The sequence below is a fragment of the Bradyrhizobium cosmicum genome (assembly GCF_032290525.1).
GTDB classification, from domain to species: Bacteria; Pseudomonadota; Alphaproteobacteria; order Rhizobiales; family Xanthobacteraceae; genus Bradyrhizobium; species Bradyrhizobium cosmicum_A.
This window is the reverse complement of sequence record NZ_JASXTA010000003.1, coordinates 104,710-130,736: the sequence shown is the minus strand read 5'-3', so window position 1 is coordinate 130,736 and position 26,027 is coordinate 104,710. Positions and strand designations below refer to the sequence as shown.

The following is a 26,027-nucleotide window of genomic DNA, read 5'->3' as shown; positions in this document are numbered from 1 at the left end:
GTTGGATGGGCTCTTCGCGCACCACGGCGCTGTGACGCCTGATCGAGTGGGATGGCAACTATCGTGTCAATTCGCAAAAAAACCAGAGCAGACGATATCAAGCATTTCGTTGCTTATCACAATGGCGAGAAATTCGGTCGCTATAGAACTGCCAACGGCAACGCTAGTCGGGAACATACGTTTTGGACAGCGAAAGCGTTCCGAGATGAGACCCTGCTTCGGCAGCGTCTGTGGGCCTTCGAGGGAGTTGGTTCGCCAAAAAGGTACAGTTTGGTTGCGGCGGGGACAATTACGAGAATCGCTAGAAAGAAGGGAAGCTCGAATGCGCGAGTAGTGCACTTCGAGGTCGATTCGAGCACTAAGCCTTTAGAAGTGACAGATCTGGGTTGGTTCAAGAGACTTTTGAAAGAGCAGCAATCATTTCGTAATGGCTTAAGTCGGACAACAAATCATAGCGCTATTCAGGCACTCGAAGCCCTCGTTGCGCCTCGCCCAATTAGGACGCGCCGAACAGCCAGACCAAAAGCGCCAACAGAACTGTTAGAAAGCATCGACTTTCGCTTTGCAAAGCTTGTGAATGCGCCACACGCTAACGACGTTATTCGGTCGCGCTCACTAAGGGATAGGTAGATACCGTGGTGGTTTAATGCTGTGGTCGCCTATCACCGATCCTTGCCGGAGGCACCGCGTACATGACCGGCGATTACGATTCCATCATCGGCATGCAGAAGGAAGAACCGTTGCGGAGGTTCACGTCGGGGATTCCATCGGGGCGGTTCGAGCCGGCGGCTGGTGCTGCGACGTTGAGCGGTGTTGCGGTGGAAACGGATGACGCGACGGGACTAGCACTGCGCATCGCGCCAGTGCGAATGGGCCGAAGACTGGAGCCGGCCACGCCGAGGTTCTGGTTGAGTTGAAAAACGAGGCCACACCCTCAGTGTCGTCCTCGCGCAGGCGGGGACCCATAACCACAGGGAGAAGTGTGAGGCAAAGCTCCCACTCCGAATCTTCGTCAAACCGCTCCCTGTGGGTATGGGTCCCGGAGCTGCGCTTCGCTTGTCCGGGACGACAGCGGAGATTGACGCGCGATCACGCGTCAATCTCGCCTCGCGCTACTCCGCCGTCTGCTCCCGCAACTCCGCGACATCCTTCGCCGTCAGCTTCGAGCCCTTCGTCCCGAACCGCGCCGTGACGTAATTCGTCACCGCCGCGATCTCGTCGTCGGTGTAGGCGTTGCCGAACGCCGGCATCGACAGCGCACCATCAGGCGTATGCCGTCTGGTGCCCGACAGCACGATCTGCGCGACGTTGGTGGCGGCGGGATCGTTGACGGCCCAGGTGCCGGTCAGCGTCGCCATGGGCGAGACCGGGCTCTCGCCGCTCCAGCCGTGACAGCTGGCGCAGGCGCTGGCGAACACCTTCTTGCCGCGCAGATCTGCCGTAATGCCTTCTTTGTGCGAGGCGGGCGCGACCGGCGCCGTGGTGGCGGGCAGGTCGGGTGAAGGCTGCGGCGGCACGCTACGCAAATACGCGACGATGCTGCTGATGTCCTCTGGCGCGAACTGGCTGAAACTGTGATCGACCGCTTCGCCCATTGGACCGGAGGCCGAGCCGTGACCCGGTGCGTGGCCGAGCGACAGATATGAGGTCAGATCCTCGTCGCGCCAGTTGCCGAGGCCAGTCGCCTTGTCCGAAGAGATGTTGAAGGCGCGCCAGCCGGCCGTGATCGCGCCGGCGAACTTCTTGCGATTGTCCAGCGCGAAGCCGAGATTGCGCGGCGTGTGGCACTCGCCGCAATGCGCCAGTGCTTCGACCAGATATGCGCCGCGATTCCACTCCGGGCTCTTCGACGTGTCAGGCGCAAAACGGGTGTCCGGATTGAACACGGCCGACCAGACAATCATTGCCCAGCGCTGGTTGAACGGGAACGACAGTGTGTTCTCCGGCGCTTTGGCGCGCACCGGCGGCAGGCTGAACAGATAGGCCTTCACCGCCAGCACGTCCTCGTCCGTCATGAAGGTGTAGGACGTGTACGGCATGGCCGGATAGAGCCGCGCGCCGTCACGACGCTTGCCATGCTGGACAGCGGCCAGAAAATCCTGGTCGCTGTAATTGCCGATGCCGGTGTCCTTGTCCGGCGTGATGTTGGTTGAATAAAGCGTGCCGAACGGCAGTTTGAAGCCGAGCCCGCCGCTATAGTCCTTCTCGCCCGGCTTGGTGTGGCAGACCATGCAGTCTGCAGCTTTCGCCAGATACTCGCCGCGTTCGATCAGGCTCGCCTTCTCCAGCCTGGCCGGCACGCCGGTCGGCTTGCCGGCGCGGTAGTCGGCCAGCGCCACCTTGGTGCCGCCGGTAAAGTCGAGCGGGCCGGGCCCGCGGATAATGAAGACGCCGAGCGCCACGCCGACGATGGCGATCACAATGAGGCTGGTGAGGATACGCATCTTGCCGCTCATGCCTTTTTCCCCGCAGCCAGCAGTTTTCGATCGATCGGCAGGCGCCGCAGCGCCACGCCGGTTGCGGCGTAAATCGCGTTGCGCAGCGCCGGCGGTCCGGCATTGACGCCGGCCTCGCCGATGCCGCCGGGCGCCTCGCCGCTCTTGACCACGATGACCTCGATCTTCGGCGTCTCGTTGATGCGCATCATGCGGTAATCGTGGAAGTTCGACTGCTGCACACGGCCCTTCTCGATGGTGATCTCGCCATAGAGCGCGGCGGTGAGACCGAAGATCAGGCCACCCTCGATCTGCGCCTTCACGGTGTCGGGGTTGACCGCGATGCCGGTGTCGACCACCGAGGTGATGCGGCGGAGCACGATCTCGCCGATGTCATCGATCTCCGCTTCCACGACGGTTGCGATGAAGCTTGCGAATGACGGCTGCACGCAGACGCCGCGGCCGACACGCGCCGGCAATGGCTGGCCCCAGCCGGATTTCTCCGCGACCTGGTTGAGCACCGCGAGCATGCGCGGGTTTTTGGTCAGCATGGACTTGCGGAACTCGACCGGATCCTTGCCGGCCTTGCGCGAAAGCTCATCCATCGCGCATTCGACCGCGAACACGTTGTTGTTCGGGCCGACGCCGCGCCAGAAGCCGGTCGGCACCGACAGCGGTTCGGCGCGGACATATTCGACGTGGAAGTCGGCGAAGTCGTAGGGCGCATCGACTGCGGCGTCGACCGCGTCGATGTCGATGCCCTTCTGAAACGCCGGCGGCAGCCAGCGCGCCAGCACGGCCGATCCGGCGACCTTGTATTTCCAGCCCGCGACCTTGCCGTCGACCAGCGATGCCGTGATCTGGTCGCGATAGACCGGACGATAGACGTCGTGCTGGATGTCCTCCTCGCGGGTCCACACCACCTTCACGGGGTAGTCGACCTGCTTGGCGATCTTCACCGCGGCGACCACCATGTCGGGCTCGAGCTTGCGGCCGAAGCCGCCGCCGAGCAGATGCTGGTTGACGATGACTTTGTCGACCGGAAGGCCCGCCGCCTTCGCCGCCTCCGACTGCACGCGGGTCATGATCTGCGTGCCGGTCCAGATCTCGCAGGAGTCCGGTTTGACATGGACGGTGGCGTTGATCGGCTCCATCGACGCATGAGCGAGGAACGGCAGCTCATATGCGGCCTCGAACCTGTCGCCACTGGCGAGTGCCTTGGCGATGTCGCCGTCGGATTTCGCGACCGCGCCGTCCTTCTCGCTGGCCTTGCGCAAATCGTCCCAGATGTCCTTGGTGGAGATCCTGGCGTTCGGCCCCTCGTTCCACTCGATCTTGAGCGCTTCGAGACCTTTCTTTGCCGCCCACATGTGATCGCCGATCACGGCGACGGCGTCGTCGAGCACGACGACCTTGCGTACGCCGGCGACTTTCATCGCGGCGGTGTCGTCGACCTTGCCAACCTTGCCGCCGAACACCGGGCAATTCGCTATCGCGGCGATCTTCATGTCGGGCAGGATCGCGTCGATGCCGTAGACCGCTTTGCCGTTGACCTTGTCCGGCGTGTCCAGCCGCTTCAGGGGTTGGCCAATGAGAACGAAATCCTTGGGATCCTTGACTGCGACGTCCTTGGGCGGTGTCTGGCTCTGTGCGGCGAGCGCCAGCGCGCCATAACCGAGCTTGCGGCCGCTCGCGGCATGCGCGACCTCGCCCTTGGACGCAGTGCAGCTTGCTGCGTCAACGCCCCATTGACCGGCTGCGGCCTGCACCAGCATCGCGCGCGCGGTCGCGCCCGCCTTGCGCAGCGGCATCCACCAGGCGCGGATCGAGTTGGAATTGCCGGTGACTTGCAGGCCGAAGGTCGGATTGCCATAGAGCTTGTCGTTCGGCGGCGCGTGCTGGACCTCGACCTTGCTCCAGTCGGCGTCGAGCTCCTCGGCGAGCACCGCCGAGATCGAGGTGTAGGTACCCTGACCCATCTCCACCTGCGGCATCATCAGGATCGTGCGGCCGGTCTCGTCGATGCGGATGAAGGCGTTCGGCGCGAACTTGTCCTCGGTCACGTCGCGCTGCACCGGCTCGTTGACGGCGGCGCGCAGCGGCAGATGGAAGGCGAGCAGAACGCCGGTGGCGAGGCCGCCGGTCAGAAGCGTGCGGCGGGAGACGCTGTTGTGTGCATTCATGGTAGAGCTCACGACTGCCGGCCGTTGGCGGCGTGCTTGATGGCCTCGCGGATTCGCACATAGGTCCCGCAGCGGCAGATGTTGCCGGCCATCGCGGCGTCGATGTCGGAATCGTCGGGGTTCGGCGTTGCGGCCAATAGTGCTGCGGCCGCCATGATCTGGCCGGACTGGCAATAGCCGCACTGGATCACTTCGGCATCGAGCCAGGCTTTCTGCACTTTGGCACCCGATGGCGTGTTGCCGACGGCTTCGATGGTGGTGATGGCGCGGTTCGAGACGGCGCTCACCGGCAGCACGCAGGAGCGCACGGCCTTGCCGTCGACATGCACGGTGCAGGCGCCGCATTGCGCGATGCCGCAGCCGAACTTGGTGCCGGTCATCCCGAGGATGTCGCGCAGCACCCACAGCAACGGCATGTCGGGTGGCGCGTCGAACGATTTCGCTTCGCCGTTGATCGTGAGTATCGTTGCCATATGCATCCCCTTGTTCGACGATCGCTTGCGGCGATCAGGTCGACGAATTCGCGCGACCATAATCATAACGATGCGAAATCATGAAGCATCGAAATTTCTGCCAATCATATGCGCAGGCAGCGCGTCAGGCCATGACGTTCACGAATTTGTGCGGCGAACGCTGCAAAGGTTTTGGGTCAATGATATGATATTCATCATGTTTTGACGCATTTTCGTCGCACGTGTCGCTGATCGCTGCAGATGATCGTGCGAAGACGCAAAATCATGCGATGACGAAAGTCGTGCGATTGAGAAAGTCGGCGCGTCCCTGCTTGCGGCCATCCTTCGAGACGCCCGCCCTGCGGCGGCCCTGAGGATGAGGACCGAGTGTGTGGCCGTGGTTTTTATGAGCACCGATGCCGCTTAGCCTCATCCTGAGGAGACCGCGAAGCGGTCGTCTCGAAGGACGAGGCGCGCGCTCAGGTCGTGCAAACTGCCATATGCAGATCCACTCGGCTGAGGGTCTGTCTCCGGATATGCGCAAACTTCGGAATAATAGCAGTCTACGCCTGTTTTGCCCGACGGGTCAAACCGGGTCGTGGCCTGCTTGCGTAAGCCGTTGATTTCCCACGCCCCGGCTACTGTGCATGGGGTTGTTTTTGAGGATTTTGATTCAGGGCCCGCAGGAGCGTCGCTCAGCTCTGCCGAAAGCCCATCCGGAAGGCGCCCCAGTGCTTGCCGCGGATCATGATCGGCGAGGACAGGTCCTTCATCAGCACGAACTGCCCGCCGCCCATGTCGCGGCGGTAGGTTTGCAGCAGGAACGGCTTTGTGTTCGCCGCGACCTTCTTCACCGCGCGGTCGCTGAACAGGCGCCGGTTGCGGCAATTGGCGTTGTTCCAGACGGGGTCCTTGCCCTGCGGCAGGCGGTAGTTCGGATTGTGCGTCGGCAGATAGCCGCCCTTGGCCCAGGCAACGCAGAACACGATGCGCGGATCGGCCTTCTGGATCGGGTCCTGAATGGCGGGCAGCACGCGGTCGGTGAAGTCGACGTAGCTGGTGTTGTATTGCTTGGGATCGGTGCCGGGGATTTCCCGATAGTTCTCGTCCATGAGCTGGTCGAGCGTGATCTCGCCGCGCCCGATCGCGGCGTCGAACTCGTCCGAGATCCGCTTTGCGGTCTCGACGACGATTCGGATCAGCGGCGCATCCGACGTCTCCACGCCGCTGTCGGCGATCAGTGCGATCAGCGCTTCGGAGGTGTCGAGCAGTTTTGTCACGCGCTGGTCGGCGTTCTTGAGATCGCGCGAGGACAGGTCGACGCCCTTGGCGAGCTCGTTGAGTTCGCCAATGACTGTGTCGCAATGGCCGAGATTGGAGGTCGCGGCGCGCGTGACGCTGCCGATCTCCGCTTCCACGGAGGCGAAGCCTTGCTGGACCCGCGAGATGATGCCGGAGATCTGCTGGGCGCCTTCGCCGGCAGTCTTGGCGCGTTGCGAGGCGTCGCTGCTCTCGCCGATCAGGCCTTCGATCTGGCCGTCGAGATCGCGGACCGTGTCGGAGATCTGATGGGTGGCCTGGCGGGTGGCTTCCGCAAGGTTCTTCACCTCGCTCGCGACCACCGCAAAACCGCGGCCGGCATTGCCGGCGCGCGCCGCTTCGATGGTGGCATTGAGCGCGAGCAGGTTGGTCTGCTTCGCGATCGCCTCGATCGAGCCGGACACTTTCGCCACCTGCGCCAGCGCCGAGCCGACGGCGGAGAGGCGTGCCTCGATCCGCTCCACCGCGGCGACGAGCTCGGAGATGTGGCCGACCGCGGCGTCGACCGCGCCACGCGACTGAGCGATCTCGCCGACCGCCGCTGACGTGGTCGTTTGCACCGCCTGCGAGGCGTTGGCGATGTCGTGGTTGGCCGAGACCATGGTCTCGGCGGTCTTCTGGAGATGATGGAACCGTTCCGACTGGTTGGCGACGCGGTTTGCCACTTCCTGGACGTTGCCGGCAATGTCGGCGAGCTCCACGCCGAGGCCGCCGATGCGGTCGGCAAGCTGGTCGATCAGACGCTCGGCGAGCGTCCGGTTGGAGCCGGTGTCCAATACTGCAAGTTGCGCGAGGGACATGTACGGGCTTTCTCCAGTCAGAGCCGTTCGCCGGCTCTCCGCGGCATTCCCATTCCAATTTCAGCGTTAAAGGATGATTCGCGGCCGGCGTCTTGCCTGAGCGTGCACTAGAGCTTGTAAGCCGTGCGGAATCCGCCCCAATGCCGGCCCTGCACGCGGATCGGCACGTCGATCTCGCGCATCATGACGGTGTTGCCATTACCCATGTCGCGCGCATAGCTCTGGACCAGGTACGATCGCAGGTTGCGTGCGGCGGCGAGCCCCGCCGGATCGTTGAAAATGCGCCGGTTGCGGCAGTTGGCCGTGTTCCATGCGGCGTCGCCCGGCCGCTGCGGATGCGAATAGATCTTGTTGTGCACCGGCAGGAAGCCGTTGCGATCGACCATGGCGCAGAATGCCATGCGCGGCTCCTTGGCGAGAAAGGCCTCCTGGAACGCCGGCAGCGCACGGTCGGCCCAGTCCAGATATCTGGTGCGGTATTGCTGCGGGTCGGTGCCGGCGATCTCCGCATAATCGGTGTCGAAGAGGTCGTCGAGCTTGACCTCGCCGCGCGCGACCGCCTGCTCGAATGTTTGAGTCAGCGCGGTGCCGGCTTCCATGGCGCGGGTGACGAACTCGGTGTTTTCCTCGTGGATCGCCCACAGCCTGTCTTCGATCTTCTCGCGGAGATCGGCGCTCGGGCTGACGAATTGCGCGCGGGCTCCGGCCTTGGACTGCTCGATCACGCGCAGGCGGCAGGCGCCGACGTCTTCGAGCGCGCCCTCGATGATCGCCTGCGGCGCAAGCCGGCTTGCGTCCGCACCGCCGATCAGAACGCCGTCCATCGAGATCTCATAGACCGGCAACACGCCGCGCGCGGTCTCGAATTTGAGATGGCAGGGCAGCCGCTCGGTCTTGCGACGGTCGTCGTGCTCGCTCTGACCGAGCAGCACTGCGCAGCGCGATTTCAGTTTCTGCGCGAAGGTGGTGACAGCCTTGCCGGCGCTGGCGACGTTGTGGCCGTGGGTTTCGGCGGCCTTGGTGGCGGCATCGATCTCCGCCGCGCTCTCGCCGACCGAGACGATGAATTGCGATGCACTTGCCGCGTTGCCGGAGACCTCACTGGTGGTCGCGTTCTGCTCGGCCACCGCGCCGTTGACGGTATCGAACACGGGGCGGATGGCCTCGATCGCCCGCGAGATGCGGTGCACCGCATCGGCGGAACCGGCGGCGTCGCGCTGCAGCGCGTCGATCTTCCTGGTGATCTCTTCGGTCGCGCCCTGGGTCTGGACGGCGAGCGCCTTCACTTCGGTGGCGACGACTGCAAAGCCCTTGCCGGCCGCGCCAGCACGCGCGGCCTCGATGGTCGAGTTGAGCGCGAGCAGTGTCGTCTGCCGCGCGATCTGCGCGATGAGATTGACGACATTGCCGATCGCGGCGGAGGATTCGCGCAGGCGCTCGACATTGGCGCGAGCTTCCTGGGCCGCGGCGCTGGCCTCGTCGGCGAGCTTGCCGGCCTCGCGCACCTGGGCGCCGATTCCCAGCGCGGACTGGGTGAATTTGTCGGCGGCATGGGCGAAGGTGGAGGCGGTCGACTGCGCGGCATTGGTCCGGCCGGTGAGGGCGTCGGTGCGATCGCGGATGGCGGCAAGGGTTACAGCGGTTGCTTCGGCGCCGCCGGCCACCGAATTGGCGGCCCGCTCGAGCTGGCGGATCAGGGCGCCGAGCTCGAGTTCCAGCAGTTCCAGGATTTCCCGGGCCGAATCACCCTCAGGGGCCGGCGCTGGTGTGGCATCGACCGGCTGGGCAGCCTGCACGGCTGCGGCCGGCGCAGGCACGTCAGGCAGACGCTTCCGAAATAATGCGAACGCCATCAGGTCACTCTTGTCGGGGACGGGCGGACGCTATTTTCGCAGGCTGGAATGAAATCAGGGTTAACGGTGCCCGGCATCTAGGCACGGCCCGTTACGGCGGCTACCTTTACAGTGCTACCCAAGAGCAACGCAGCCCTTTGATTCCGGTGGATTGGCGGCCTATAAGGCCGCGCTTCCCACGCTCGTTTTTGTCGCACGATTCCCTAGAGAAGACACGCATGGCCGGACATTCCCAATTCAAGAACATCATGCACCGCAAGGGGCGGCAGGATGCGCAGAAGTCGAAACTGTTCGGCAAGCTGGCGCGGGAAATCACCGTCGCGGCCAAGCTCGGCACGCCCGACCCCAACATGAACCCGCGCCTGCGCGCCGCCATCATCGCGGCCCGCCAGGAGAACATGCCGAAGGACAATATCGAGCGCGCCGTCAAGAAGGCGCTCGGCAATGAGGGCGAGAACTATGACGAGATCCGCTACGAGGGTTACGGCCCCGGCGGCGTCGCCGTCATCGTCGAGGCGCTGACCGACAACCGCAATCGCGCCGCCTCCGATATCCGCTCCTTCTTCACCAAGTCCGGCGGCAATCTCGGCGAAACCGGCTCGGTGTCCTTCATGTTCGACCGCACCGGCATCATCGAATATGACCGCAGCGTCGCCTCCGACGACGCCATGCTCGATGCCGGCATCGAGGCCGGCGCCGACGACGTGATCTCGGGCGAAGGCGGCCACGAGATCTATGCCTCGACCGAAAGCTATCGCGACGTCGCCAAGGCGCTGGAGGCCAAGTTCGGCGAGCCGCGGAAGGCCGCGCTGATCTGGAAGCCGCAGAACACGGTCGCGGTCGACGACGAGACCGGCGAGAAGCTGCTGAAGCTGATGGACCTGCTCAACGAGCATGACGACGTCCAGCAGGTCTACGCCAATTTCGAGGTGTCGGACGCGCTGATGGCGAAGATGGGCGGCTGAGACCCGTCTCGTGTCCCGGACGCGCTGCAGCGTGAAACGCTGCCGCGCAGAGCCGGGACCCACGGGGGCATCACGCGCCGGTCGCGATATGGGCCCCGGTTCAGCGGCGCACCGCTTCGCGTTGCGCCGCGCCCGGGGGCACAGGCCGCCACTTCCCCTGTTACTTCCGTTCTGTTTCTGTTTCCCCCACGGCGGCCAGCCGCTATCACTGGCCCATGACCGTGCTCCCGATTCGTGGCCCCGTTCGCATCATCGGCATCGACCCCGGCCTGCGGCGCACCGGCTGGGGGGTGATTGAGTCCGAGGGCAACCGTTTGATCTACGTCGCCTGCGGTTCGGTGGAGCCGCCGGACGATTTGCCGCTGGCGAGCCGTCTGCTCGCGATCCACGAGGGGCTGGCGGCCGTTCTCTCGAACTACCAGCCGATGGAAGCCGCGGTCGAGCAGACCTTCGTCAACAAGGACGGCGTCGCAACGCTGAAACTCGGCCAGGCCCGCGGCGTCGCCATGCTCGCGCCCGCAATGTTCGGCATCTCTGTCGCCGAATACGCGCCGAACCAGGTCAAGAAGACCGTGGTCGGCGCCGGTCATGCCGACAAGCACCAGATCGCGATGATGCTGAAGATTTTGCTGCCCAAGGCCGAGCCGCCGTCAGCCGATGCTGCCGACGCGCTCGCGATTGCCATCACCCACGCCCATCACCGCCACAGCACGGCACTCAGGCTGAAGGTTGCGGGGTTATGATCGGCAAGCTCAAGGGTCTGATCGATTCCTACGGCGAGGATTATGTACTCCTCGACGTCGGCGGCGTCGGCTATCAGGTGCACTGCTCGGCGCGCACGTTGCAGCACCTGCCCGCGCCGGGCGAGGCGGCCGTATTGTCGATCGAGACCTATGTCCGCGAGGATCAGATCAAGTTGTTCGGCTTTCGCACCGACCAGGAGCGCGAATGGTTCCGCCTGCTCCAGACCGTGCAGGGCGTCGGCGCCAAGGTCGCGCTCGCCGTGCTCGGCACGCTGGCGCCGTCCGATCTCGCCAACGCCATTGCGCTCCGCGACAAGGCCGCGGTCGCGCGTACGCCCGGTGTCGGCCCCAAGGTCGCCGAGCGCATCGTCACCGAATTGAAGGACAAGGCGCCGGCCTTCGCCAGTGTCGATCCGGCCGTCGTGCATCTCGCCGGCGCCGTCGACGACCAGCGCGCACCGCGGCCGGTGGCGGACGCGATTTCCGCGCTGGTCAATCTCGGCTACGGCCAGCCGCAGGCGGCGGCGGCGATTGCATCGGCATCGCGTAGCGCGGGCGAGAGCGCCGAGACCGCGCAGCTCATTCGGCTCGGCCTGAAGGAGCTCGCGAAGTGAGCGATCCCAAGGCCAATCGCATGGTCACGCCCGAGCGCCGCAGCGACGATGTCGGCGACACCGCGCTGCGCCCACAATCGCTGTCCGACTTCGTCGGCCAGCAGCAGGCGCGCAAGAACCTCTCGATCTTCATCGAGGCGGCGCGCAAGCGCGGCGAGGCGCTGGACCACGTGCTGTTCGTGGGTCCCCCCGGCCTCGGCAAGACCACGCTGGCGCAGATCGTGGCGAAAGAGCTCGGCGTCGGCTTTCGCGCCACGTCGGGACCGGTGATCGCCAAGGCCGGCGACCTCGCGGCCCTCCTCACCAATCTCGAAGAGCGCGACGTGCTCTTCATCGACGAGATCCATCGCCTGAGCCCGGCGGTGGAAGAGGTGCTCTATCCCGCGATGGAGGATTTTCAGCTCGACCTCATCATCGGCGAGGGCCCGGCGGCGCGTTCGGTCAAGATCGAGCTGTCGAAATTTACCCTAGTCGGTGCCACCACGCGCGCGGGCCTTCTCACCAATCCCTTGCGCGACCGCTTCGGCATCCCGGTCCGGCTCAATTTCTACACGATCGAGGAGCTGGAAAGCATCGTGACCCGCGGCGCGCGGGTGCTCAATGTCGGCATGAGCGCTGATGGCGCCAACGAGATCGCGCGCCGCGCCCGCGGCACGCCGCGCATCGCCGGCCGCCTGCTGCGGCGCGTGCGCGATTTCGCCTCGGCGGCGGATGCCGACAAGATCGACCGCAAGATCGCCGATCACGCGCTGAGCGCGCTCGAGGTCGACGCCGCCGGCCTCGACGCGATGGACCGCCGCTATCTCACGACCATCGCGATGAATTATGGCGGCGGTCCGGTCGGCGTCGAGACGATGGCCGCCGCGCTGTCCGAGCCGCGCGATGCGATTGAGGACATCATCGAGCCCTATCTGATCCAGTGCGGCTACCTCCAGCGCACCCCGCGCGGCCGCCTGCTCACCTCGCACGCCTTCCGCCATCTCGGCATCGCCGAGCCCTCGCGCGATGCGGCGGCACAGTTCGGCCTGTTCGGCCCCGACGAGAGCGACGACTGATCCGCGCAACACAGATGGCTCCGGTCGTTATGAACATCCGGTAACGTTTGTGCAGACGGCCTGCACGCGTATGCTGACCGTCTGCACGAGAGCACCCCAATTCGGCTTCAATCGGACTGCATCAAGAGGCGCATCACCAGCGGGCTTCCATGATCACGCGTCGGCATTTCATCCGTTCCATCGGCGCCTTATCCGCCCTCGGCGTCTCGACGGCGGCCTATGGAGTCGGCGTGGAGCCGGTGCTGCGGCTCCGCATCACCCGCTATCACCCGACGCCGCGGCAATGGCCGGCGGATTTCCCGCTGAAGATCGCCGCGATCGCCGACATCCATGCCTGCGACCCCTGGATGTCGCTGGAGCGGATCGAGGCCATCGTCGACCGGACCAACGCGCTGAAGCCCGATCTCATCGTGCTGCTCGGCGATTACGTCGCCGGTCTCCATCAGGTCACGCGCCTCATTCCGTCGAGCGAATGGGCCAAGGTGCTGGCTGGGCTCAAGGCGCCGCTCGGCGTTCATGCCGTCATGGGAAATCACGATTATTGGGATGACAGGGCCGTGCAGCAGATCGGCCACGGGCCGACGGTGGCGCATCGCGCGCTGGAGACGGCCGGCATTCCCGTCTACGAGAACGACGTCGTGCGCCTCACCAAGGACGGCCGCCCCTTCTGGCTCGCTGGCCTCGGCGATCAGCTTGCCTTTTTGCCGGCGCGGCGCATCCGGAGCACCGGGCGTTTCGGCGCCGACGATCTCAGTGCGACGCTGGCGAAAGTCACCGACGACGCGCCGGTCATCCTGCTTGCACACGAGCCCAATATCGCGCCGCGCGTGCCCGCACGAGTCGCGCTGCAACTGTCCGGCCACACCCATGGCGGCCAGGTCCGCCTGCTCGGCTGGTCGCCGGCCGTTCCGCCGCAGAACGGCGTTCGGCTCGCCTATGGTCATGTCCGGCTGACATGCGATCTCATCGTTTCGGGCGGCCTCGGCTGCAGCATCCTGCCCGTGCGCTTCGGCGTACCGCCCGAGATCGTCGAGGTGACGCTAGGAAGGACCGAGCTGGTTGTGTCCTAACACGCTTGCGCGTCCCGCCGTTTTTGCGCAAAACGGACCGGTAGCGACAAGCGAAGAGGCTCGCGACGTGACAGCTCATCTCGACGGCGAGATCCGCGACGGCCGCCACCATATGCAGGTCCGCGTCTACTACGAGGACACGGATTTCTCTGACTGGACGTTGTCGTAACAGATAAGCGTGCTGATGTTCCCTGTTTTCGGACAGTTTTCTGGGAAAAGCTGCGTGCTGAAAAGGGCTGCGGCGTTCAAGTACGGGGTGTACTCGTAGGGCATCCGCTTGCGCACCGGATGCACTATAATGCAGTCAACCAAGTTACGAAAAGCGACACGAGTCTCGATCGCCTTCGGATTTGTCTTGAGAGCGGTGACCAGTCTCTTTGCCTCCGAACAATATCGCTCACCAAACCTCGGATGGTCGAACGGGATCACGTTTTCGCCACCGTTGCCGAGCAACCGCAGGCGCTCCTCGACAGTTTCCCGCTCCGCGTCACATTCATCTATCCGCTTGACCAACTCTTCCGGCTTGCGACGGCTGTTCGCGATCGCGTATGACAAGCGTTCGATCTCAGTGTTCAGCACATGGCGCCGACGCTCTAGGTTAGAGCGTTCGCTGTCCTTTTGCTGATCGCTCTTCCGCTCCTCCTTCCAGGCACGCATCGCCTCTTCAATGGCTTTCCGAGAAAGCAATCTTACTTCCATTTTCTCCGCAACATCCTTCAGTAGAACGTCCATATCAAAGCTGCGGGTATGCTCGCAGGTGCTTCGCTGATGCGCGTTGGCGCATGCGGCGCGTGGTCCGCCATTCCGGGAGGATTGAGCGATTCGCATATGGCCATTGCAAACGCCGCACCGAAGGACCCCTGCAAGCGGATGCTCGTTGTTGCGCGGGACCACGGGTCGGCGCCGCGGCTTGCCGGTCGGTCCGAACATGTGGATAGCGCGCTCACTGCGAACCTTCTGCACTTTATCCCAGAGCGTTTGGGGAACGATCCGCAGCTCGGCGTTTTGGACGATGATGTGGCGTTCTTCCGGATTGCGGCGCTTCTGCTTCTTCTGCGTTTCCGGATTGAGAATTGTTGAGCGAACATTCCAATGTATTTCGCCGATATACAGTTCGTTGCCGATAATGCCGCGACCATGGCGGCCGCCAGTGATGCACTGATGATTCCAGGTGGTACGACCAGCCTTGTTCTTATGACGAGTGGCCCCAGGCGAGGGCACGCCTTCGCGGGTGAGATCGGCGGCGATATCTCGCGTTGACCGGCCCGACGTATACTCGATGAAGATACGGCGCACGATCTTCGCTTCACTCTCCTCGATCATCCGCTCGCCAGGCGCGCCGGGCCTTGGCCGATAACCATAGGCGTATGAGCCGGGAATTCTTCCATTGCTGACAGCGTTATCGTGCCCGCGCCGAACCTTGTCAGCGAGCTGTGGCTTGTAGATCGTATTGTAGAGACTTGCGATGCTGATGTCAGTCGCCGTCGCATAAACGCCTTTCTGATCCATCAGCTCAACGCGGTGGAACTCAAACACCTGCTTGAGCCGTTGGATTGTGGCGGGGTCGCGCGACAAGCGGTCGAAATGCTCGACGATGATCACATCGAAGTCTTGCTTTCGCACACCTTCGAGCAAACGCTGATAGCCATCGCGCTTGTCTTCGGTAAGGCCAGACTTTGCAGCGTCGAGAAATTCACCAACGACATCAAGGCTATTGCGTGCGGCGACCTTCCGGCAGAGTAATAGCTGACCATCAATCGAGGTCACTTTTTGCATGTCGCTCGAGTAGCGGGCGTATATCGCGGCCCTCTTTTTTTGTGATGGTGTCGCCATCCCGTTCCCTTATCGACTGCCCCGAAACGCCTTGTTCATCCCGCGCAAGCTGCCGTCCAATGGCACGCGCCAGCTCAAGCCAAATTTCCTCATTGTTGGGGTTGTCCCAACTTTGCAGGTGAGAAGGATCAAGCGGTCGGATGATCGCCTTTTGGCCCCGAGGCGATCGGATCCGGGTACGCATTACAGCAAAGCCTTCACAAGCTACCGTAAATTTCCAGCGCGCGCTATGGATGGGCGACAGGAATTACGTGGGGCGGTCGCATGCTCCGTTCGGAGGCTCGATCGATGCCCCCGCATTCGGCTTCCGCCCGATGCGGATTGCCATCCAGCAGCAGCCTCAGTCGGCAAGCGCCATGACCAGACAGGAGTCACGACAGGGCGACGGATGACTTTTGCTCCTGCAGCGCTCATGGAAGTTCCAATCGGCAATGGCGAGTCTATTCATGTTGACTGTTGCAGTCGTGAATGAAAATGAGATTCTTCGAATGTCAGGCGCGAGCGTGTCGCTGCGAAGATAATCGTAGGCCGGAGGGAATTTGCTAAGCAAAGCGGAGTAGAAATACTTGTGTCTGAGGTGCGAGACATCCGATTGATGCCGTCCATAGCTTGACGACGCCGTTTTCGCGTCATCAAACGACGAACGTCATTGAACCGGACGCAAGACACGTCGGAGCCGCACCGACCCACTGGCGTGCGACTCCGCGACCGGATGGATCTAACTGCTTGCGCGCCTGCGACGCGAATCCTCTGCCTTCCTGGCAATCATCGGAGCCGTCATCTGCCGCCCTGCGGGAGACGCCGCCAAAGCAGCTGACTGCTATTGGACTTACCCTACCTTCCAGATATCATATCGAACAAGTTACCAGCACTAAGGGCGAGAACCCCTTCGGTGCTTGCCCGCCCCATGCGCACAGCGCGAAAGAGAGGGCGCTGCAATGCCCAAGATTTTGACGATTTGCTCGGAAAAGCGCGTCCGCGCAAGAGAACGAGTTCTCGAAAACCCAACAAGGGGAATCGCACTGTGACAGCCTCTCTTGACGGCGAAATTCGCGATGGATGCCATCAGTTGCAGGTCCGCGTCTATTTCGAAGATACGGATTCCGGCCAAATTGTGTATCATGCGAATTTTTTGCGCTTCATGGAGCGCGGCAGGACGAATTACTTGCGCCTGCTCGGAACGAGTCAGCACGCGCTGCTCCAAAAGGCGCAGAACGATGAGCCCGGCTTTACCTTTGTCGTTCGGTCGATGACAATTGATTTTCTAAAGCCGGCGGTCTTGGACGACGTGCTTGACGTCGTTACTCTCCCGCAAGAGGTGAGAGGCGCGTCAATCACCTTACTGCAGGAATGCAGGCGCGCAGAGGATCTCTTGGTCAGGGCGCGTGTACGTGTGGCGTTTATCTCAGGCGGAAAAGCGCAGCGTATCCCGAAGGCGCTGCGGCTTGCCATGGAAGGGCATAAATGAATCTGCTCCCCATTCAGGCCGACCGTCCGGCGACAAACAAAAGGTGCGTCGCGTAGCGTGCAAATCGGACAGACCGGATGCGCTGTTGGCAAGCTCGTAGCACACCGTGCCCGTGCTCACTTGGCCCCGTGTGCAAAGAAAAGACGAAGGTCGGCGTGAAGGCGCGCCAGCGCCCGGCCGGGGCCTTTCCAAACGTCTCGATGCCGCGCTCGTCGTGGATGAATTTGGCAGCACCGGTGGTCATGCCAGCCGCCAGCAGCGCATTAATGCATGCTTGAACTTCGGGCAGAGGCCGAGTGTCTCCGGCATCAAATCGCCGGCGAAACTGAGGTCACAGCGAGTTCACGCGTTGGACCAGCGGATAGGGACAACTGATGGAGAGTTGCGCCTCAATGTAGCTGTGCTAGTACGCCCACTCTCGAATCGAGGAGCTAAGAGTGGCGAAGAAGGCAAAGAAGACGGCTACGAAGAAGAAACCTGTGCGTCGTGAATACACGAAGGCTGACGTGAAGGAGCTGCGCGCTCATTCGAAAGCGAAGACTCCGGTTGCGAAAATTGCGAAGCTCACAAAGCGCTCAGAAGGCTCACTCCGCCAAAAGGCGCTCAAGCTTGGAATCCGGCTCGGTCATCAGCGCTAGAAGGCGGCATCACGACGCGCTTAAATAGAGTGTTCTCGACCAGAACGTTGTTGCAGATCATTTGCGTTCTTGTCGCTGTTGTCACAATGAAGTTGTTGGGCGCTCATTACGACTTTAGGAGGGCAGCCGCAGGTTGCGGTTGACTAGAAGAACACCTTGGCAGGTTGAGCAGAGAAGTACGCCTAGTGGCGAGCTATCACGCGGCGTTCAACCGTACGAAGTAACGCCGCCCTCAGAACCGCAGGGCGAAGGGGACCAGTCGAAAATCTAGTGCGGGCGATTTCCCCAGGAGTCGAACTAGCAACCAGGCCGTTATGAGCGGGAAGGGGCGCCCGAAGGATACTGAACACGCGGAAGAATCCGACGACGAATGATGAGGTTTGTTCGCGTTGGGTTGCGCCGTAGTATTGGTCACCGGTTGGTTGGCGGTGCCTTTGTTACCATCAATATGACCCTCTGAGTGAATTCTTGGGCGCATCCATCCAGCTATTCAACTTGAAAGTAAAATGAGACTACTTTCGGGCTTGGGTGGCTGCAAATGTTTAGGATCATCGCGCTTTTCGATTTGTTCTTTCGCCGTGTCCGGAACAATGTTCTCGTACATTTCCGCAATGTGTTTTGTCTTAGTGATCTGTGATTCTATGATTACATTCACCAGCCCGAAAAGCTTGCTCGTTTTGTCGTTTCGTAAGTCTATCTGTCCCGCATGAACGGCCCTGTCTCGTGGATGTCGTTGGCAAGGTGAACGGGACCTTCGCGGACTTGGGCGAGCGCCAGCTCAAGAACATAGCCGAGCCCGTAAGGGTATTCGCGGTTAGCCGGCGAAAGCGAGCAAAGGTGTTCCTCTCGAGGAGCCTAACCGAGCCAGTATAGCCGTCCTCCCCCTACTCAACATGAGCGAAGATCCGAAACAAGAATACTTCAGCGAGGGACTCACTGAGGACATCATCACCGATCTTTCGAAGGTGCTCGGGCTTTTCGTAATCGCCCGAAACTCCACTTTTACCTACAAGGGGAAGTCGATCGATATCGGCGGGCAGGCAAGAGCTTGGAGCGCAGTTTGTTGTCGAGGGCAGTGCTCGAAAGGTTGGCAACCGGGTTGGAATCACCATACAGGTAATCGACGCGGCGACTGGCGGACACGTATGGGCGGACAGATACGACCGCGAATTGCATGGCATCTTTGCGGTGCAGGACGAAGTCAACAACAAAATCGTTTCGGCGCTTAAGATCAAGCTGCGCGACAAAGCCCCGTCATAAGAGCTCGGGATATAAGACGATGAGCGTGGAATCATACGAGCTGTTTTTGCGCGCCGCGAACTCTATTACCGGTTTGCACCGGACACTAACCAACTAACCGCAAACCTCTGCAGGTCAGCTAGCACCTTGATCCGGAGCATGCGGAGCCATACGCGCTACTCGCGCAAACCTATCTGCTGCAGTGGAATTTGGGCTGGATACCGACGACTGACCTCGTTCATCGGCTTCCTCACGGTGTCGAACGTCAGGTACTCCGTCATTCACCGCTCAGCCAGTGTATAGCGGATGATCATACGCCTATGGCGGCGGGGGATCGGGCTTCTTCGCAATCGATCTAGTTCAGGAGCACAATGAATCCTCGGCGCCGCCAGATTTGAGCCGCACGGCGGCCCATCTCGGCGCGAAGGGTCACGGCGGGCGGGGCGCAACACCGGGAGATTTCGATGTCCGGTCATTTGCGATTTTTCTTCGCCGGTTTAGTTCTTGTTGTCGGTCTTTCGGCGACACCTGCTTCCTCCACCCCCTTTGCTGACTTCTTCAATAACGCGCCCCAACCTGCCGTAGCCTCTCCGCCGCAGGCGGAGTGCTTGGGACGCCCCGGCAACTCGCCGCCCGAGGGCCAGCATTGGGTCTATCGAATGGACGGCCACCGCAAATGCTGGTTCCTGACCGAGCACACCACGACGGTGCATAAGCCGGTCCATCGTCGCGTGGCCAATCGCGGCACCAGTCCCGACGAGAACGAGACCGCACGGCGCAGGCGGAGCGCGGTCGTTGATGCGCGCGCGGAGCTGCTGCGTCCCGCACCGGCCGAGGGGGCTCAGGCGGCGCCTCCCGCGCGCGGAGTCAAGCTAGTTGATGCCGCATCCGTTTTCGGCACTCGCACGGCGGCCCTGGTCCCGGCGACACCCCTCACCGAGGTTGCGACCGGCGAGCCCACGCCCGATCACCCCGTCCCGCGCCAAGTCGACTTGGCGAACGTTCTTCCGGCCGCGCCGGTCGCCAGCGAAGCGCTGGCTGCCTCCGTGCCTCCGGTTATGCCGATCGGCGTGCGTGCTACAGAGGCGGGCGATATGGGAAGAGGCTCGACGGCAACCTGGATAGGCGTGCTGTTAATGGCGTTGGGTATCGTCTCCGTCTTAAGCTCCAGCCGCGAGCTTCGGGAAGCTGTGCTGTTGCGCTGTTGACGGGGAAGGTAGACTCGGGGGCTGTACCAGACAGAGAGAGGCCACAGCCCGGGGCCGACGCGCAGCTGGGACTAGTCTGCTCGGCACCCACTGCAGGTGGATGCTCGACGTTTGGCATCGGCGGCAAGCCTTCGTTCAATATGGGCTGTCGCTCGGATCAGCGGCCTTGCTCAATCGTGGTCGTGGTGGTCATGGTGCTCATGATGATGGATGACGCCGCCTCCCGACCTTGAGATGGCAGTTGTGGTCAAGGACGTGGAAAGCAAGGCGGTCAGCGTGGGGCGGGTCACGGCCGCGAACCTGCCGCAGGTTTTCAAGAAGTCACGCCGATCTCCGTCATCTGTGTCAGCATGGCACCACCCGTCCTTTTAAATGTCTAGCACACGTTTAAATTGTATATATCTAAATTAGCAGCACGGAAAGTAACCTGCCATGACGAAGCGGGCGGCGGCCGGATTACGAGCGGACCCTTCGTCGCCGCTGCATTTGCTTGCTGTCCTTCAGGGCTCTCCGAGTTTCCGGCTGATTTGGCGGACGTACAGGCCGCGCCGCTATCAGGGGCGGCAGCGGTTCGAACGTGAGGGACGGACGGTGCGTCTGCCTGCAGACCTGGCGAAGCGCCATCTCGGCAGTTTTTTACGAGGAATTTGATGGGATGGTTTACTTTGCTCGGCCTTGGCCACCCCGTCAGATCCCTGAGTCCGGCCAGTTGCGAAACGAGCGCCTCACAACGCTGCCGCAAGGCAAAAGACCGATTGTACAGCCGCGCACGACTATTCATGGTACCGCTCGGAAAACTACCTACTTGAAATGAGCCGCTCTTCAATACCTTAAATAGGGTTGCAATCTTAGACCGCGAGCTATTCCTTATCAACGATGCGGGTTCGATACAGGTGCTTCACTGATTGGGACGGTGGGGCCGTAATCAGTCACCGCTTTCGCCTGCTGGACGGGTGAGCCGCGCAACGCGCCGCCCTCCGTCCGATTCTACGGTCGGATCCGCTTCGAGAAACTTCTCCGCTCGGTGCCTTGCTCCATCATTGCCCGCACGTTCCAGTTCGTAGATGCCGACTGCCACTCCGGACAAATCTACCGCGTACGCCACGTAGCGCATCAACGACACTCAAACCCGCGGAATGCTAGGATGAAAGGACGCAATTCTGACTCGGAGCGGCTGGGGCTCAGATGGTTCTCCTGGAGAACGGCGCTCTGATCTATTCGTGTACCAACGGCTGTCGTCGCCGTTGTGGCTGGGTTCGCACGAGCATGACCAGCTCCTGCCAGCATTCGTCTTACTCGCGGGGATGGAGACGCAAGCCTTGCTTCCAAAGGATGTCAGCTTTCATGATGGCTCGTAATCCGCACATCGACGTCGCGCGTGCGAGTCCATCCAGCCCAATGTTCGGGTTGCGACCTAGCGTCGTCTTCAAACCGCTCTTGATCTGCCGCTCAATCTGGCACGCCGTCTCCTGACGATTGTTCTCGCTTCTACATCTCGGACTCTGTTTCGAAGCTTCTCGACTTCTCGAAGCTCCGCCAGCATCATTTGCAGACGTTCACGCAGAAGCGCACAATTATAAACCTGACGAATACTGGACATTACCTGCCCCTAATTTTGTGAAGTGAAGTAGTCGGCGAAAAAAGAGAGAAGATCGAATAATCGCTAGGCCGAAGCTCAGCGAGCTAGACCGAAGCCGCCAGATGCTCCCAGTACTCTGCCTCTGCGAGCAGCTTCCAGCTTCTCTCGGGATCACGCACGGCGGCCTGTCGGCATAGCAACGCGATCGCGCGAAAGCGGCGCATAGCTTCCATCGAAAAACTCCCTGCTTGGTTTTCCCCAACCTTATTTTTTTAAATTGTGGTGGAGTCATCATGATTACGGGGCATAACTAAATTTGTCCTTCACCGGCAGCCAGTTAAGTTCCGCCAGAGGGTCAAAGCGGAACTTATTTTCGCTTTAGGCTTCACGTCAGTTTCGAATGCTACTCTGTGCAGCCCGTCGCGCGCGCAATTGCGCAGTTCCGCGTGATCGAGCGCAGCGCCATGGGCCATGCTGGGCCCAGTGACATGCATGCGAAGCGGCCTGAGCAGGCAGCAATGTCAGAAACCGAACCGACGACCGCTCAGGAGCTTCCCTAGTTGGTCCGTTGCCCAGCACCTGAACCTTACTGGCGATCAGCCCGGCGCAAATGCCGGGCTCATTCGTCAAGCTCATTCTGCGGCACACAGCTTGAACGAACGACCAAGTGCGCTGGCTACCAAGTCCTAGCAATTTCTGGATTGCCGCAGCAGTCTCGCTCAGGATTAGTCCTCGAAAACGCGGTCCCTTCCCTTCCGGCCGCGCGATGGTCTGACGCTCGGGGATCTGTTGCAGGCGATAGCGCGACTCGCGCTCACGGGGAACCGGGCGTTCAGAGGGATTGCGGCCGACCCTAGCTTGGAGCTCGATAAGATCGGTGAACACGTCGGCCCTGGCGGCGAGTCGTCGGCGATCATCGACGGCTGGCTCGCGATCGTGGAAACAACGGTGACCCGCACGCCAGGGCGCTGCAAGCAGACTGTTGATAGTACGATCGTGCGTATTGACATCCTCCGAAGCTTTTTTGTCGAGAGTCGCAAAGCGAACGGACAGCTCTCCTGTCGTTGGACATGGTGGTATCGGGACTGGATTGAAGCTCATCAAAATTGAACGGTCGCTGAGGCGGAAAACTTTCCACTCACGAACTCCTGTGGCGCAAGCCAGCGTTTCGGGAAATGATTTCGCTTGAAAATTGGAGACAGCAGCTGTGAGTGAAAATAAAAAGGCTGAAGTGAACGGAACAAACGGCTTCGCGATGCCACCGTTCGGATTGGCGAAGTTTGCGTTGCCCGGTGTGCTCGGTCAATTTTCCGAGCAGGGCGTCGCCCACGCACGGGAAGGCTGCGCGAAGATCAAAGCCGCATCAGAAGATATGGCTGGAGCGCTGTGCGAGACCTATTCGGGAAATGCCAGGAGCGTGACAGACTACGGGCTCAAGGTCATCGAGATCTCGAACCTTAATACCGCCTCTGCGATCGATTTCTTCGTCCAACTCTTGGGTAGCAAGTCGGCAGCGGATGTCGTCACTTTGTCCGCGGAGCAGGCGCGCAAGACTTTCGATACCGCATCCGCGCAAAGCAAGGACTTGTGGGACCTTACCCAAAAGCTTGCAACCGCGACCGGCGAACCGCTCAAGAAGCACGTCGCCAAGGTCCTTCACCAAGGCAACTAAGCTGCACTCAATTTACATCCAGGTTCGTTCAAGAGGGAGATCCGGCCGGTTCTTTCAGGGCGGCGATCGCCACGTGCTTTCCCGAAACCCCATTTTCGTTTCTCGGCGCGCGGCAACGCTTGAGTAGCGCTGGCCACCAACTAGGTCAGGTTCGCGCTCCTATCGCTAGCCAATGCGACCCGATATCTTGTCGGGTGATTAAGTCTTGATCGATTTTTTGAGAACTCTGCAAATTTAACCGCGCTTCCGGTGGGGAGCTTTGTTCATGCAAATCGATTTGAGGTGCGCCGCGCGCAGCCCGGCGAGTGACGCTGAGGTGGCTGAGGTGGCTGAGGTGGAGGACTGCTCCACCGATCTTACACCTGCGAGCAAACCCGCCGCCGCGATCGACAACGCCGAAAACACGCACTGGCCGCTCATTCCATTTCCTGAGGGCTGGTACGCGACGTCTTGAAACGATCCAGATCAGCGCCTTGGCCACAGGGTCGCTCCGCAGCAGATCGCCCGTTCAGCCGTCCCCATTTGGCGGCGGTGTCGCCGCGGCCTCTTCCGGTTCGCGCCTACCGCTCCGGCGGCCTTCGCCCATCCGTGCCGGCTTAGGTGGCGGAGGATCAGGTATTTGTGGATTTCAAGCCTCGCCAGAAGAACTGCCAAGGCGTGCCGAACTTAGGAACACTTCTTAGTGCTGCGAGGTTTCTTTCCTTCATCAGAGCCCTACGCATTGCGGAGTTCTTTCCATGGCTACCCAGATCGTTCTGGACCAGACGGGCGACAGCAGACATTTCTTTGAACAAACTGATCCGAAGGGGCTAGCCGAGGCCGCACGGCGATTTAAGCAGCTCACGGATCAGGGATTTACCGCCGCGACGCGAAAGGCGGGCAGTGAACTGAAGGTCACACGGTCGTTTGATCCCACCGCGGATGAGACACTATTCTATCCGCGTCTCGTCGGCGGCTAAGCTATCGCGATGCGACGATGTTTCTGTTTAGACGCGGTGACGCTAACAGTGCGCGGTTCCGTGCCCTCCGTGAACTTTATCGGAGCTTCACCGAGCAAAACGGCCCGGAAGCGCGTTCGCGGCGCCTGCTGCGGGATTGGTTATCTCCAGCGCAGCGTGCGCAATTCGATGCCAACAACTATTTCGAAGTCATCGGTTCTCACACCGGCAAACGATATCGAGTTCAATATGGTACCCTGAGCAATGTCGTAGAGCTCGACGCATCAGGGCAGCCCGCGGTCGGCTGGTGTTTCGTTCCCGATCGTGCTCTGGCGGCTGGGGATGTGATGCTCGCTCAGAAGATCGCGCTCGAAACCGACGAAGCCGCAGTGCTCGCGCTTGCCCACCGGTTTGCTCCGAGAGTGCCATCTCTGCCCCGAGTAGTGCGGCGTGCTTACTAGGCCCCCATGGGCGGGGCCGCCGACCGAGAGGACGGCGCCCCCTCGCCGCGAAGGCGCCAATACGCGAAACGAGGACGACTTCGCGACTGCATCCAGCATCTGCGCTGGGCCGGATCGGCGCAAGAACGTCCGTGCGTTAGTGTTACTTGAGCCGCGGCTTCGTGGATCGGCCTCGTGAGACGATTTCGTCAACAGTTCGCAGCATCCGAGCGAATTCAGACTGAAGATGTCGAGCGTGCGCCGCATCTTTTGGCTCCGAGAGAAAAGCAATCTTCGCGAGGAAGCGGTTCAATCGCGATGTGACGAGAAGATTGTCAGAGTGTTGCGAGCGCAAGTTCGTGATCTGTCGTCGCATCTCAACGAGATCGGGCCGGTCATCGTCGGGCCTGTTCGCCAAATAAAGCTCATACCGTTGTGACCGATAAACGAAGCCGCCGCGCCAAATATAATGGCGCGACGGCTTCACCATGGTGAGCCCGGACGGGGACAATGTCCGGTGCAGAGAGGCTAACGCTCAGCAGCTCCGGTGCAATCGAAACCGCGGGTTAAGCTTGATGTCGCCGCGGAGAGTTAAATCTGGAACAAGCGGCGGAGCATGCGCGTCCAGTTCGGCGCTCTTATCCGGCGACGTTCCGGTGACCCGGTTCAGATCGGGCCTAACGCCTTGGCGCGGGCCGCGTCGCGGCGAATGGAACGTCCCGGCGTCCCAGTTTAGGCGGCAGTGTCGGCCGTAAAGCGGTCGTTAGAGTGGCCAACTTGTCTACTCTTTCCACCTCCGCGCCGCGCCCCTCCGTGCTTCGTCTCCGGATGCACGGCTTCATATGCCGCCTTCGCTTCGCCATCAGCTTCGCCCGTTGCGCTACTGTTCAGGATTTCCTATGTCGAACGCGCCGAGACGATATTCTTCGCCAACTGACTGCTCATCCGCCGTTTGCGTGATCAAAGTGAACGTCGCGTCCGGATAACGTGCCCACACATCGAGGTCGTCAGGCGTGACGGTGAGATATCCGAAAAAGCACTTATATCGACCCGGCTCCGTCACCCGGCCGATTTTGTCCCAATTGATCTTGTTAACGCGCATCTCTAGCTCCAGTCGTTCTCAGGGAGCGAACCGGGCGGCGGTTTAAGTTCTTCGAGGCCGGCTTCGATCACAGCCAGTTCGTCTTGGATCGCCTTGACTGCGTTTTCGGGGTTGATGCCTGATACAGCTTGCAGTTCAGCGAGCACCTTGCGCCGATGCGCCAGCAACTCCGTCAGAGCGGGACGGTCCCGCACCTTGACGTAGCCAGCGACGATCAATTCCATGGCCTGTGACACGTTCGTCGTTTCCCACCGGTTCGCGCCTATCGGGTGCGGCTAAGTTCTGCCAAGCCGGCTTCCGTCAAACGATATTCGAGACCTTTGCCGGTTGAGCTTCGCTCCATCCATGCGTTGCGTAGAAGGACGAGCATCGCCATTTGTTGCCATCGCATGGTTTACGATCAGTTACGGATCGGGAACA

Annotated in this window: 22 protein-coding genes and 2 pseudogenes; 13 read left to right on the top strand and 11 right to left on the bottom strand. The window is 61.5% G+C overall.

The window, feature by feature from the left end; translation table 11 throughout:
- Window positions 1–668: 668 nt before the first annotated feature.
- Window positions 669–917: pseudogene (locus tag QSV46_RS06695) on the top strand (YmdB family metallophosphoesterase); the annotation flags it as partial.
- 195 nt (window positions 918–1,112) lie between these two features.
- On the opposite strand, the gene QSV46_RS06690 reads toward QSV46_RS06695, so the two are convergent.
- The 5 genes from QSV46_RS06690 to QSV46_RS06670 form a co-directional block, all read right to left on the bottom strand.
- The gene (locus QSV46_RS06690; protein ID WP_314948258.1) at window positions 1,113–2,456 is read right to left on the bottom strand and encodes a c-type cytochrome; all 1,344 of its coding nucleotides are present in this window, start codon (window positions 2,454–2,456) and stop codon (window positions 1,113–1,115) included.
- A complete protein-coding gene (locus QSV46_RS06685; RefSeq protein WP_314948257.1) occupies window positions 2,453–4,618 on the bottom strand; it encodes a xanthine dehydrogenase family protein molybdopterin-binding subunit in 2,166 nt (721 codons plus the stop codon). The genes QSV46_RS06690 and QSV46_RS06685 overlap by 4 nt, the downstream gene beginning before the upstream one ends.
- Before the next feature lie 8 nt (window positions 4,619–4,626).
- Window positions 4,627–5,091, bottom strand: a complete 465-nt coding sequence (locus tag QSV46_RS06680) for a (2Fe-2S)-binding protein (RefSeq protein ID WP_314948255.1) — start codon at window positions 5,089–5,091, stop codon at window positions 4,627–4,629.
- 674 nt (window positions 5,092–5,765) lie between these two features.
- Complete coding sequence (locus QSV46_RS06675) at window positions 5,766–7,190, bottom strand: methyl-accepting chemotaxis protein (protein ID WP_314948252.1); 1,425 nt, start codon at window positions 7,188–7,190, stop codon at window positions 5,766–5,768.
- A gap of 107 nt (window positions 7,191–7,297) precedes the next feature.
- Window positions 7,298–9,043, bottom strand: a complete 1,746-nt coding sequence (locus QSV46_RS06670; protein WP_314948249.1) for a methyl-accepting chemotaxis protein — start codon at window positions 9,041–9,043, stop codon at window positions 7,298–7,300.
- Window positions 9,044–9,261: 218 nt separating this feature from the next.
- On the opposite strand from QSV46_RS06670, the gene QSV46_RS06665 reads away from it, so the two are divergent.
- The 5 genes from QSV46_RS06665 (at window position 9,262) to QSV46_RS06645 (ending at window position 13,490) form a co-directional block, all read left to right on the top strand.
- A complete protein-coding gene (locus QSV46_RS06665; RefSeq protein ID WP_314948247.1) occupies window positions 9,262–10,008 on the top strand; it encodes a YebC/PmpR family DNA-binding transcriptional regulator in 747 nt (248 codons plus the stop codon).
- A gap of 215 nt (window positions 10,009–10,223) precedes the next feature.
- Window positions 10,224–10,751, top strand: coding sequence for a crossover junction endodeoxyribonuclease RuvC (gene ruvC, locus QSV46_RS06660; protein ID WP_314948244.1), 528 nt, complete (start codon window positions 10,224–10,226; stop codon window positions 10,749–10,751).
- Window positions 10,748–11,365, top strand: a complete 618-nt coding sequence (ruvA, locus tag QSV46_RS06655) for a Holliday junction branch migration protein RuvA (RefSeq protein WP_314948241.1) — start codon at window positions 10,748–10,750, stop codon at window positions 11,363–11,365. Before ruvC ends, ruvA begins: the two co-directional genes overlap by 4 nt.
- Before the next feature lie 20 nt (window positions 11,366–11,385).
- Window positions 11,386–12,420 carry a Holliday junction branch migration DNA helicase RuvB gene (gene ruvB, locus QSV46_RS06650; RefSeq protein WP_314949243.1) on the top strand — a complete coding sequence of 345 codons (1,035 nt, stop codon included), beginning with the start codon at window positions 11,386–11,388 and terminating at the stop codon, window positions 12,418–12,420.
- A 149-nt stretch (window positions 12,421–12,569) separates the two neighbouring features.
- Window positions 12,570–13,490, top strand: coding sequence for a metallophosphoesterase (locus QSV46_RS06645; protein ID WP_314948239.1), 921 nt, complete (start codon window positions 12,570–12,572; stop codon window positions 13,488–13,490).
- A 129-nt stretch (window positions 13,491–13,619) separates the two neighbouring features.
- Here QSV46_RS06645 and QSV46_RS06640 read toward each other — a convergent pair whose 3' ends face one another.
- Window positions 13,620–15,323 carry a recombinase family protein gene (locus QSV46_RS06640; protein WP_314948237.1) on the bottom strand — a complete coding sequence of 568 codons (1,704 nt, stop codon included), beginning with the start codon at window positions 15,321–15,323 and terminating at the stop codon, window positions 13,620–13,622.
- A 1,024-nt stretch (window positions 15,324–16,347) separates the two neighbouring features.
- Here QSV46_RS06640 and ybgC point away from each other — a divergent pair.
- A complete protein-coding gene (gene ybgC, locus QSV46_RS06635) occupies window positions 16,348–16,791 on the top strand; it encodes a tol-pal system-associated acyl-CoA thioesterase (RefSeq protein WP_314948234.1) in 444 nt (147 codons plus the stop codon).
- A 13-nt stretch (window positions 16,792–16,804) separates the two neighbouring features.
- Here the strand turns inward: ybgC and QSV46_RS06630 are convergent, their stop codons facing one another.
- Window positions 16,805–17,035, bottom strand: coding sequence for a hypothetical protein (locus tag QSV46_RS06630; protein ID WP_314948232.1), 231 nt, complete (start codon window positions 17,033–17,035; stop codon window positions 16,805–16,807).
- A 193-nt stretch (window positions 17,036–17,228) separates the two neighbouring features.
- Between QSV46_RS06630 and QSV46_RS06625 the strand changes: the two genes are divergently transcribed.
- Both QSV46_RS06625 and QSV46_RS06620 read left to right on the top strand, forming a co-directional pair.
- The gene (locus tag QSV46_RS06625; RefSeq protein WP_057848204.1) at window positions 17,229–17,429 is read left to right on the top strand and encodes a hypothetical protein; all 201 of its coding nucleotides are present in this window, start codon (window positions 17,229–17,231) and stop codon (window positions 17,427–17,429) included.
- Between the two features lie 1,703 nt (window positions 17,430–19,132).
- The gene (locus tag QSV46_RS06620; protein ID WP_314948215.1) at window positions 19,133–19,876 is read left to right on the top strand and encodes a hypothetical protein; all 744 of its coding nucleotides are present in this window, start codon (window positions 19,133–19,135) and stop codon (window positions 19,874–19,876) included.
- A gap of 1,683 nt (window positions 19,877–21,559) precedes the next feature.
- Here the strand turns inward: QSV46_RS06620 and QSV46_RS06615 are convergent.
- Both QSV46_RS06615 and QSV46_RS06610 read right to left on the bottom strand, forming a co-directional pair.
- Window positions 21,560–21,688 carry a hypothetical protein gene (locus tag QSV46_RS06615; RefSeq protein WP_314948212.1) on the bottom strand — a complete coding sequence of 43 codons (129 nt, stop codon included), beginning with the start codon at window positions 21,686–21,688 and terminating at the stop codon, window positions 21,560–21,562.
- Between the two features lie 523 nt (window positions 21,689–22,211).
- Window positions 22,212–22,429, bottom strand: a pseudogene (locus QSV46_RS06610) (NYN domain-containing protein); the annotation flags it as partial.
- A gap of 233 nt (window positions 22,430–22,662) precedes the next feature.
- On the opposite strand from QSV46_RS06610, the gene QSV46_RS06605 reads away from it, so the two are divergent.
- The 4 genes from QSV46_RS06605 (at window position 22,663) to QSV46_RS06590 (ending at window position 24,526) form a co-directional block, all read left to right on the top strand.
- Window positions 22,663–23,127: a phasin family protein gene (locus QSV46_RS06605; RefSeq protein ID WP_314948211.1), complete on the top strand. Its 465-nt coding sequence runs from the start codon at window positions 22,663–22,665 to the stop codon at window positions 23,125–23,127.
- A gap of 265 nt (window positions 23,128–23,392) precedes the next feature.
- Window positions 23,393–23,581, top strand: coding sequence for a hypothetical protein (locus QSV46_RS06600; RefSeq protein WP_314948209.1), 189 nt, complete (start codon window positions 23,393–23,395; stop codon window positions 23,579–23,581).
- Between the two features lie 283 nt (window positions 23,582–23,864).
- Window positions 23,865–24,086 carry a hypothetical protein gene (locus QSV46_RS06595; RefSeq protein ID WP_314948207.1) on the top strand — a complete coding sequence of 74 codons (222 nt, stop codon included), beginning with the start codon at window positions 23,865–23,867 and terminating at the stop codon, window positions 24,084–24,086.
- 17 nt (window positions 24,087–24,103) lie between these two features.
- Window positions 24,104–24,526, top strand: a complete 423-nt coding sequence (locus QSV46_RS06590) for a hypothetical protein (protein WP_314948204.1) — start codon at window positions 24,104–24,106, stop codon at window positions 24,524–24,526.
- An 859-nt stretch (window positions 24,527–25,385) separates the two neighbouring features.
- Here QSV46_RS06590 and QSV46_RS06585 read toward each other — a convergent pair.
- Together QSV46_RS06585 and QSV46_RS06580 are read right to left on the bottom strand one after the other, a co-directional pair.
- Entirely contained in the window at window positions 25,386–25,607 is a 222-nt protein-coding gene (locus QSV46_RS06585) for a hypothetical protein (protein ID WP_314948202.1), read from the bottom strand.
- Window positions 25,608–25,609: 2 nt separating this feature from the next.
- Complete coding sequence (locus QSV46_RS06580; protein WP_314948200.1) at window positions 25,610–25,831, bottom strand: hypothetical protein; 222 nt, start codon at window positions 25,829–25,831, stop codon at window positions 25,610–25,612.
- Window positions 25,832–26,027: the final 196 nt, after the last annotated feature.

What these genes read in the sequence shown, in the direction of transcription:
- QSV46_RS06690 (WP_314948258.1), bottom strand. Translation starts at nt 2,456, where the DNA reads ATGAGCGGCAAGATGCGTATCCTCACCAGCCTCATTGTGATCGCCATC.
- QSV46_RS06685 (WP_314948257.1), bottom strand. Translation starts at nt 4,618, where the DNA reads ATGAATGCACACAACAGCGTCTCCCGCCGCACGCTTCTGACCGGCGGC.
- QSV46_RS06680 (WP_314948255.1), bottom strand. Translation starts at nt 5,091, where the DNA reads ATGGCAACGATACTCACGATCAACGGCGAAGCGAAATCGTTCGACGCG.
- QSV46_RS06675 (WP_314948252.1), bottom strand. Translation starts at nt 7,190, where the DNA reads ATGTCCCTCGCGCAACTTGCAGTATTGGACACCGGCTCCAACCGGACG.
- QSV46_RS06670 (WP_314948249.1), bottom strand. Translation starts at nt 9,043, where the DNA reads ATGGCGTTCGCATTATTTCGGAAGCGTCTGCCTGACGTGCCTGCGCCG.
- QSV46_RS06665 (WP_314948247.1), top strand. Translation starts at nt 9,262, where the DNA reads ATGGCCGGACATTCCCAATTCAAGAACATCATGCACCGCAAGGGGCGG.
- ruvC (WP_314948244.1), top strand. Translation starts at nt 10,224, where the DNA reads ATGACCGTGCTCCCGATTCGTGGCCCCGTTCGCATCATCGGCATCGAC.
- ruvA (WP_314948241.1), top strand. Translation starts at nt 10,748, where the DNA reads ATGATCGGCAAGCTCAAGGGTCTGATCGATTCCTACGGCGAGGATTAT.
- ruvB (WP_314949243.1), top strand. Translation starts at nt 11,386, where the DNA reads ATGGTCACGCCCGAGCGCCGCAGCGACGATGTCGGCGACACCGCGCTG.
- QSV46_RS06645 (WP_314948239.1), top strand. Translation starts at nt 12,570, where the DNA reads ATGATCACGCGTCGGCATTTCATCCGTTCCATCGGCGCCTTATCCGCC.
- QSV46_RS06640 (WP_314948237.1), bottom strand. Translation starts at nt 15,323, where the DNA reads ATGGCGACACCATCACAAAAAAAGAGGGCCGCGATATACGCCCGCTAC.
- QSV46_RS06630 (WP_314948232.1), bottom strand. Translation starts at nt 17,035, where the DNA reads ATGACCACCGGTGCTGCCAAATTCATCCACGACGAGCGCGGCATCGAG.
- QSV46_RS06620 (WP_314948215.1), top strand. Translation starts at nt 19,133, where the DNA reads ATGTCCGGTCATTTGCGATTTTTCTTCGCCGGTTTAGTTCTTGTTGTC.
- QSV46_RS06615 (WP_314948212.1), bottom strand. Translation starts at nt 21,688, where the DNA reads ATGGAAGCTATGCGCCGCTTTCGCGCGATCGCGTTGCTATGCCGACAG.
- QSV46_RS06600 (WP_314948209.1), top strand. Translation starts at nt 23,393, where the DNA reads ATGCAAATCGATTTGAGGTGCGCCGCGCGCAGCCCGGCGAGTGACGCT.
- QSV46_RS06595 (WP_314948207.1), top strand. Translation starts at nt 23,865, where the DNA reads ATGGCTACCCAGATCGTTCTGGACCAGACGGGCGACAGCAGACATTTC.
- QSV46_RS06590 (WP_314948204.1), top strand. Translation starts at nt 24,104, where the DNA reads ATGTTTCTGTTTAGACGCGGTGACGCTAACAGTGCGCGGTTCCGTGCC.
- QSV46_RS06585 (WP_314948202.1), bottom strand. Translation starts at nt 25,607, where the DNA reads ATGCGCGTTAACAAGATCAATTGGGACAAAATCGGCCGGGTGACGGAG.
- QSV46_RS06580 (WP_314948200.1), bottom strand. Translation starts at nt 25,831, where the DNA reads ATGGAATTGATCGTCGCTGGCTACGTCAAGGTGCGGGACCGTCCCGCT.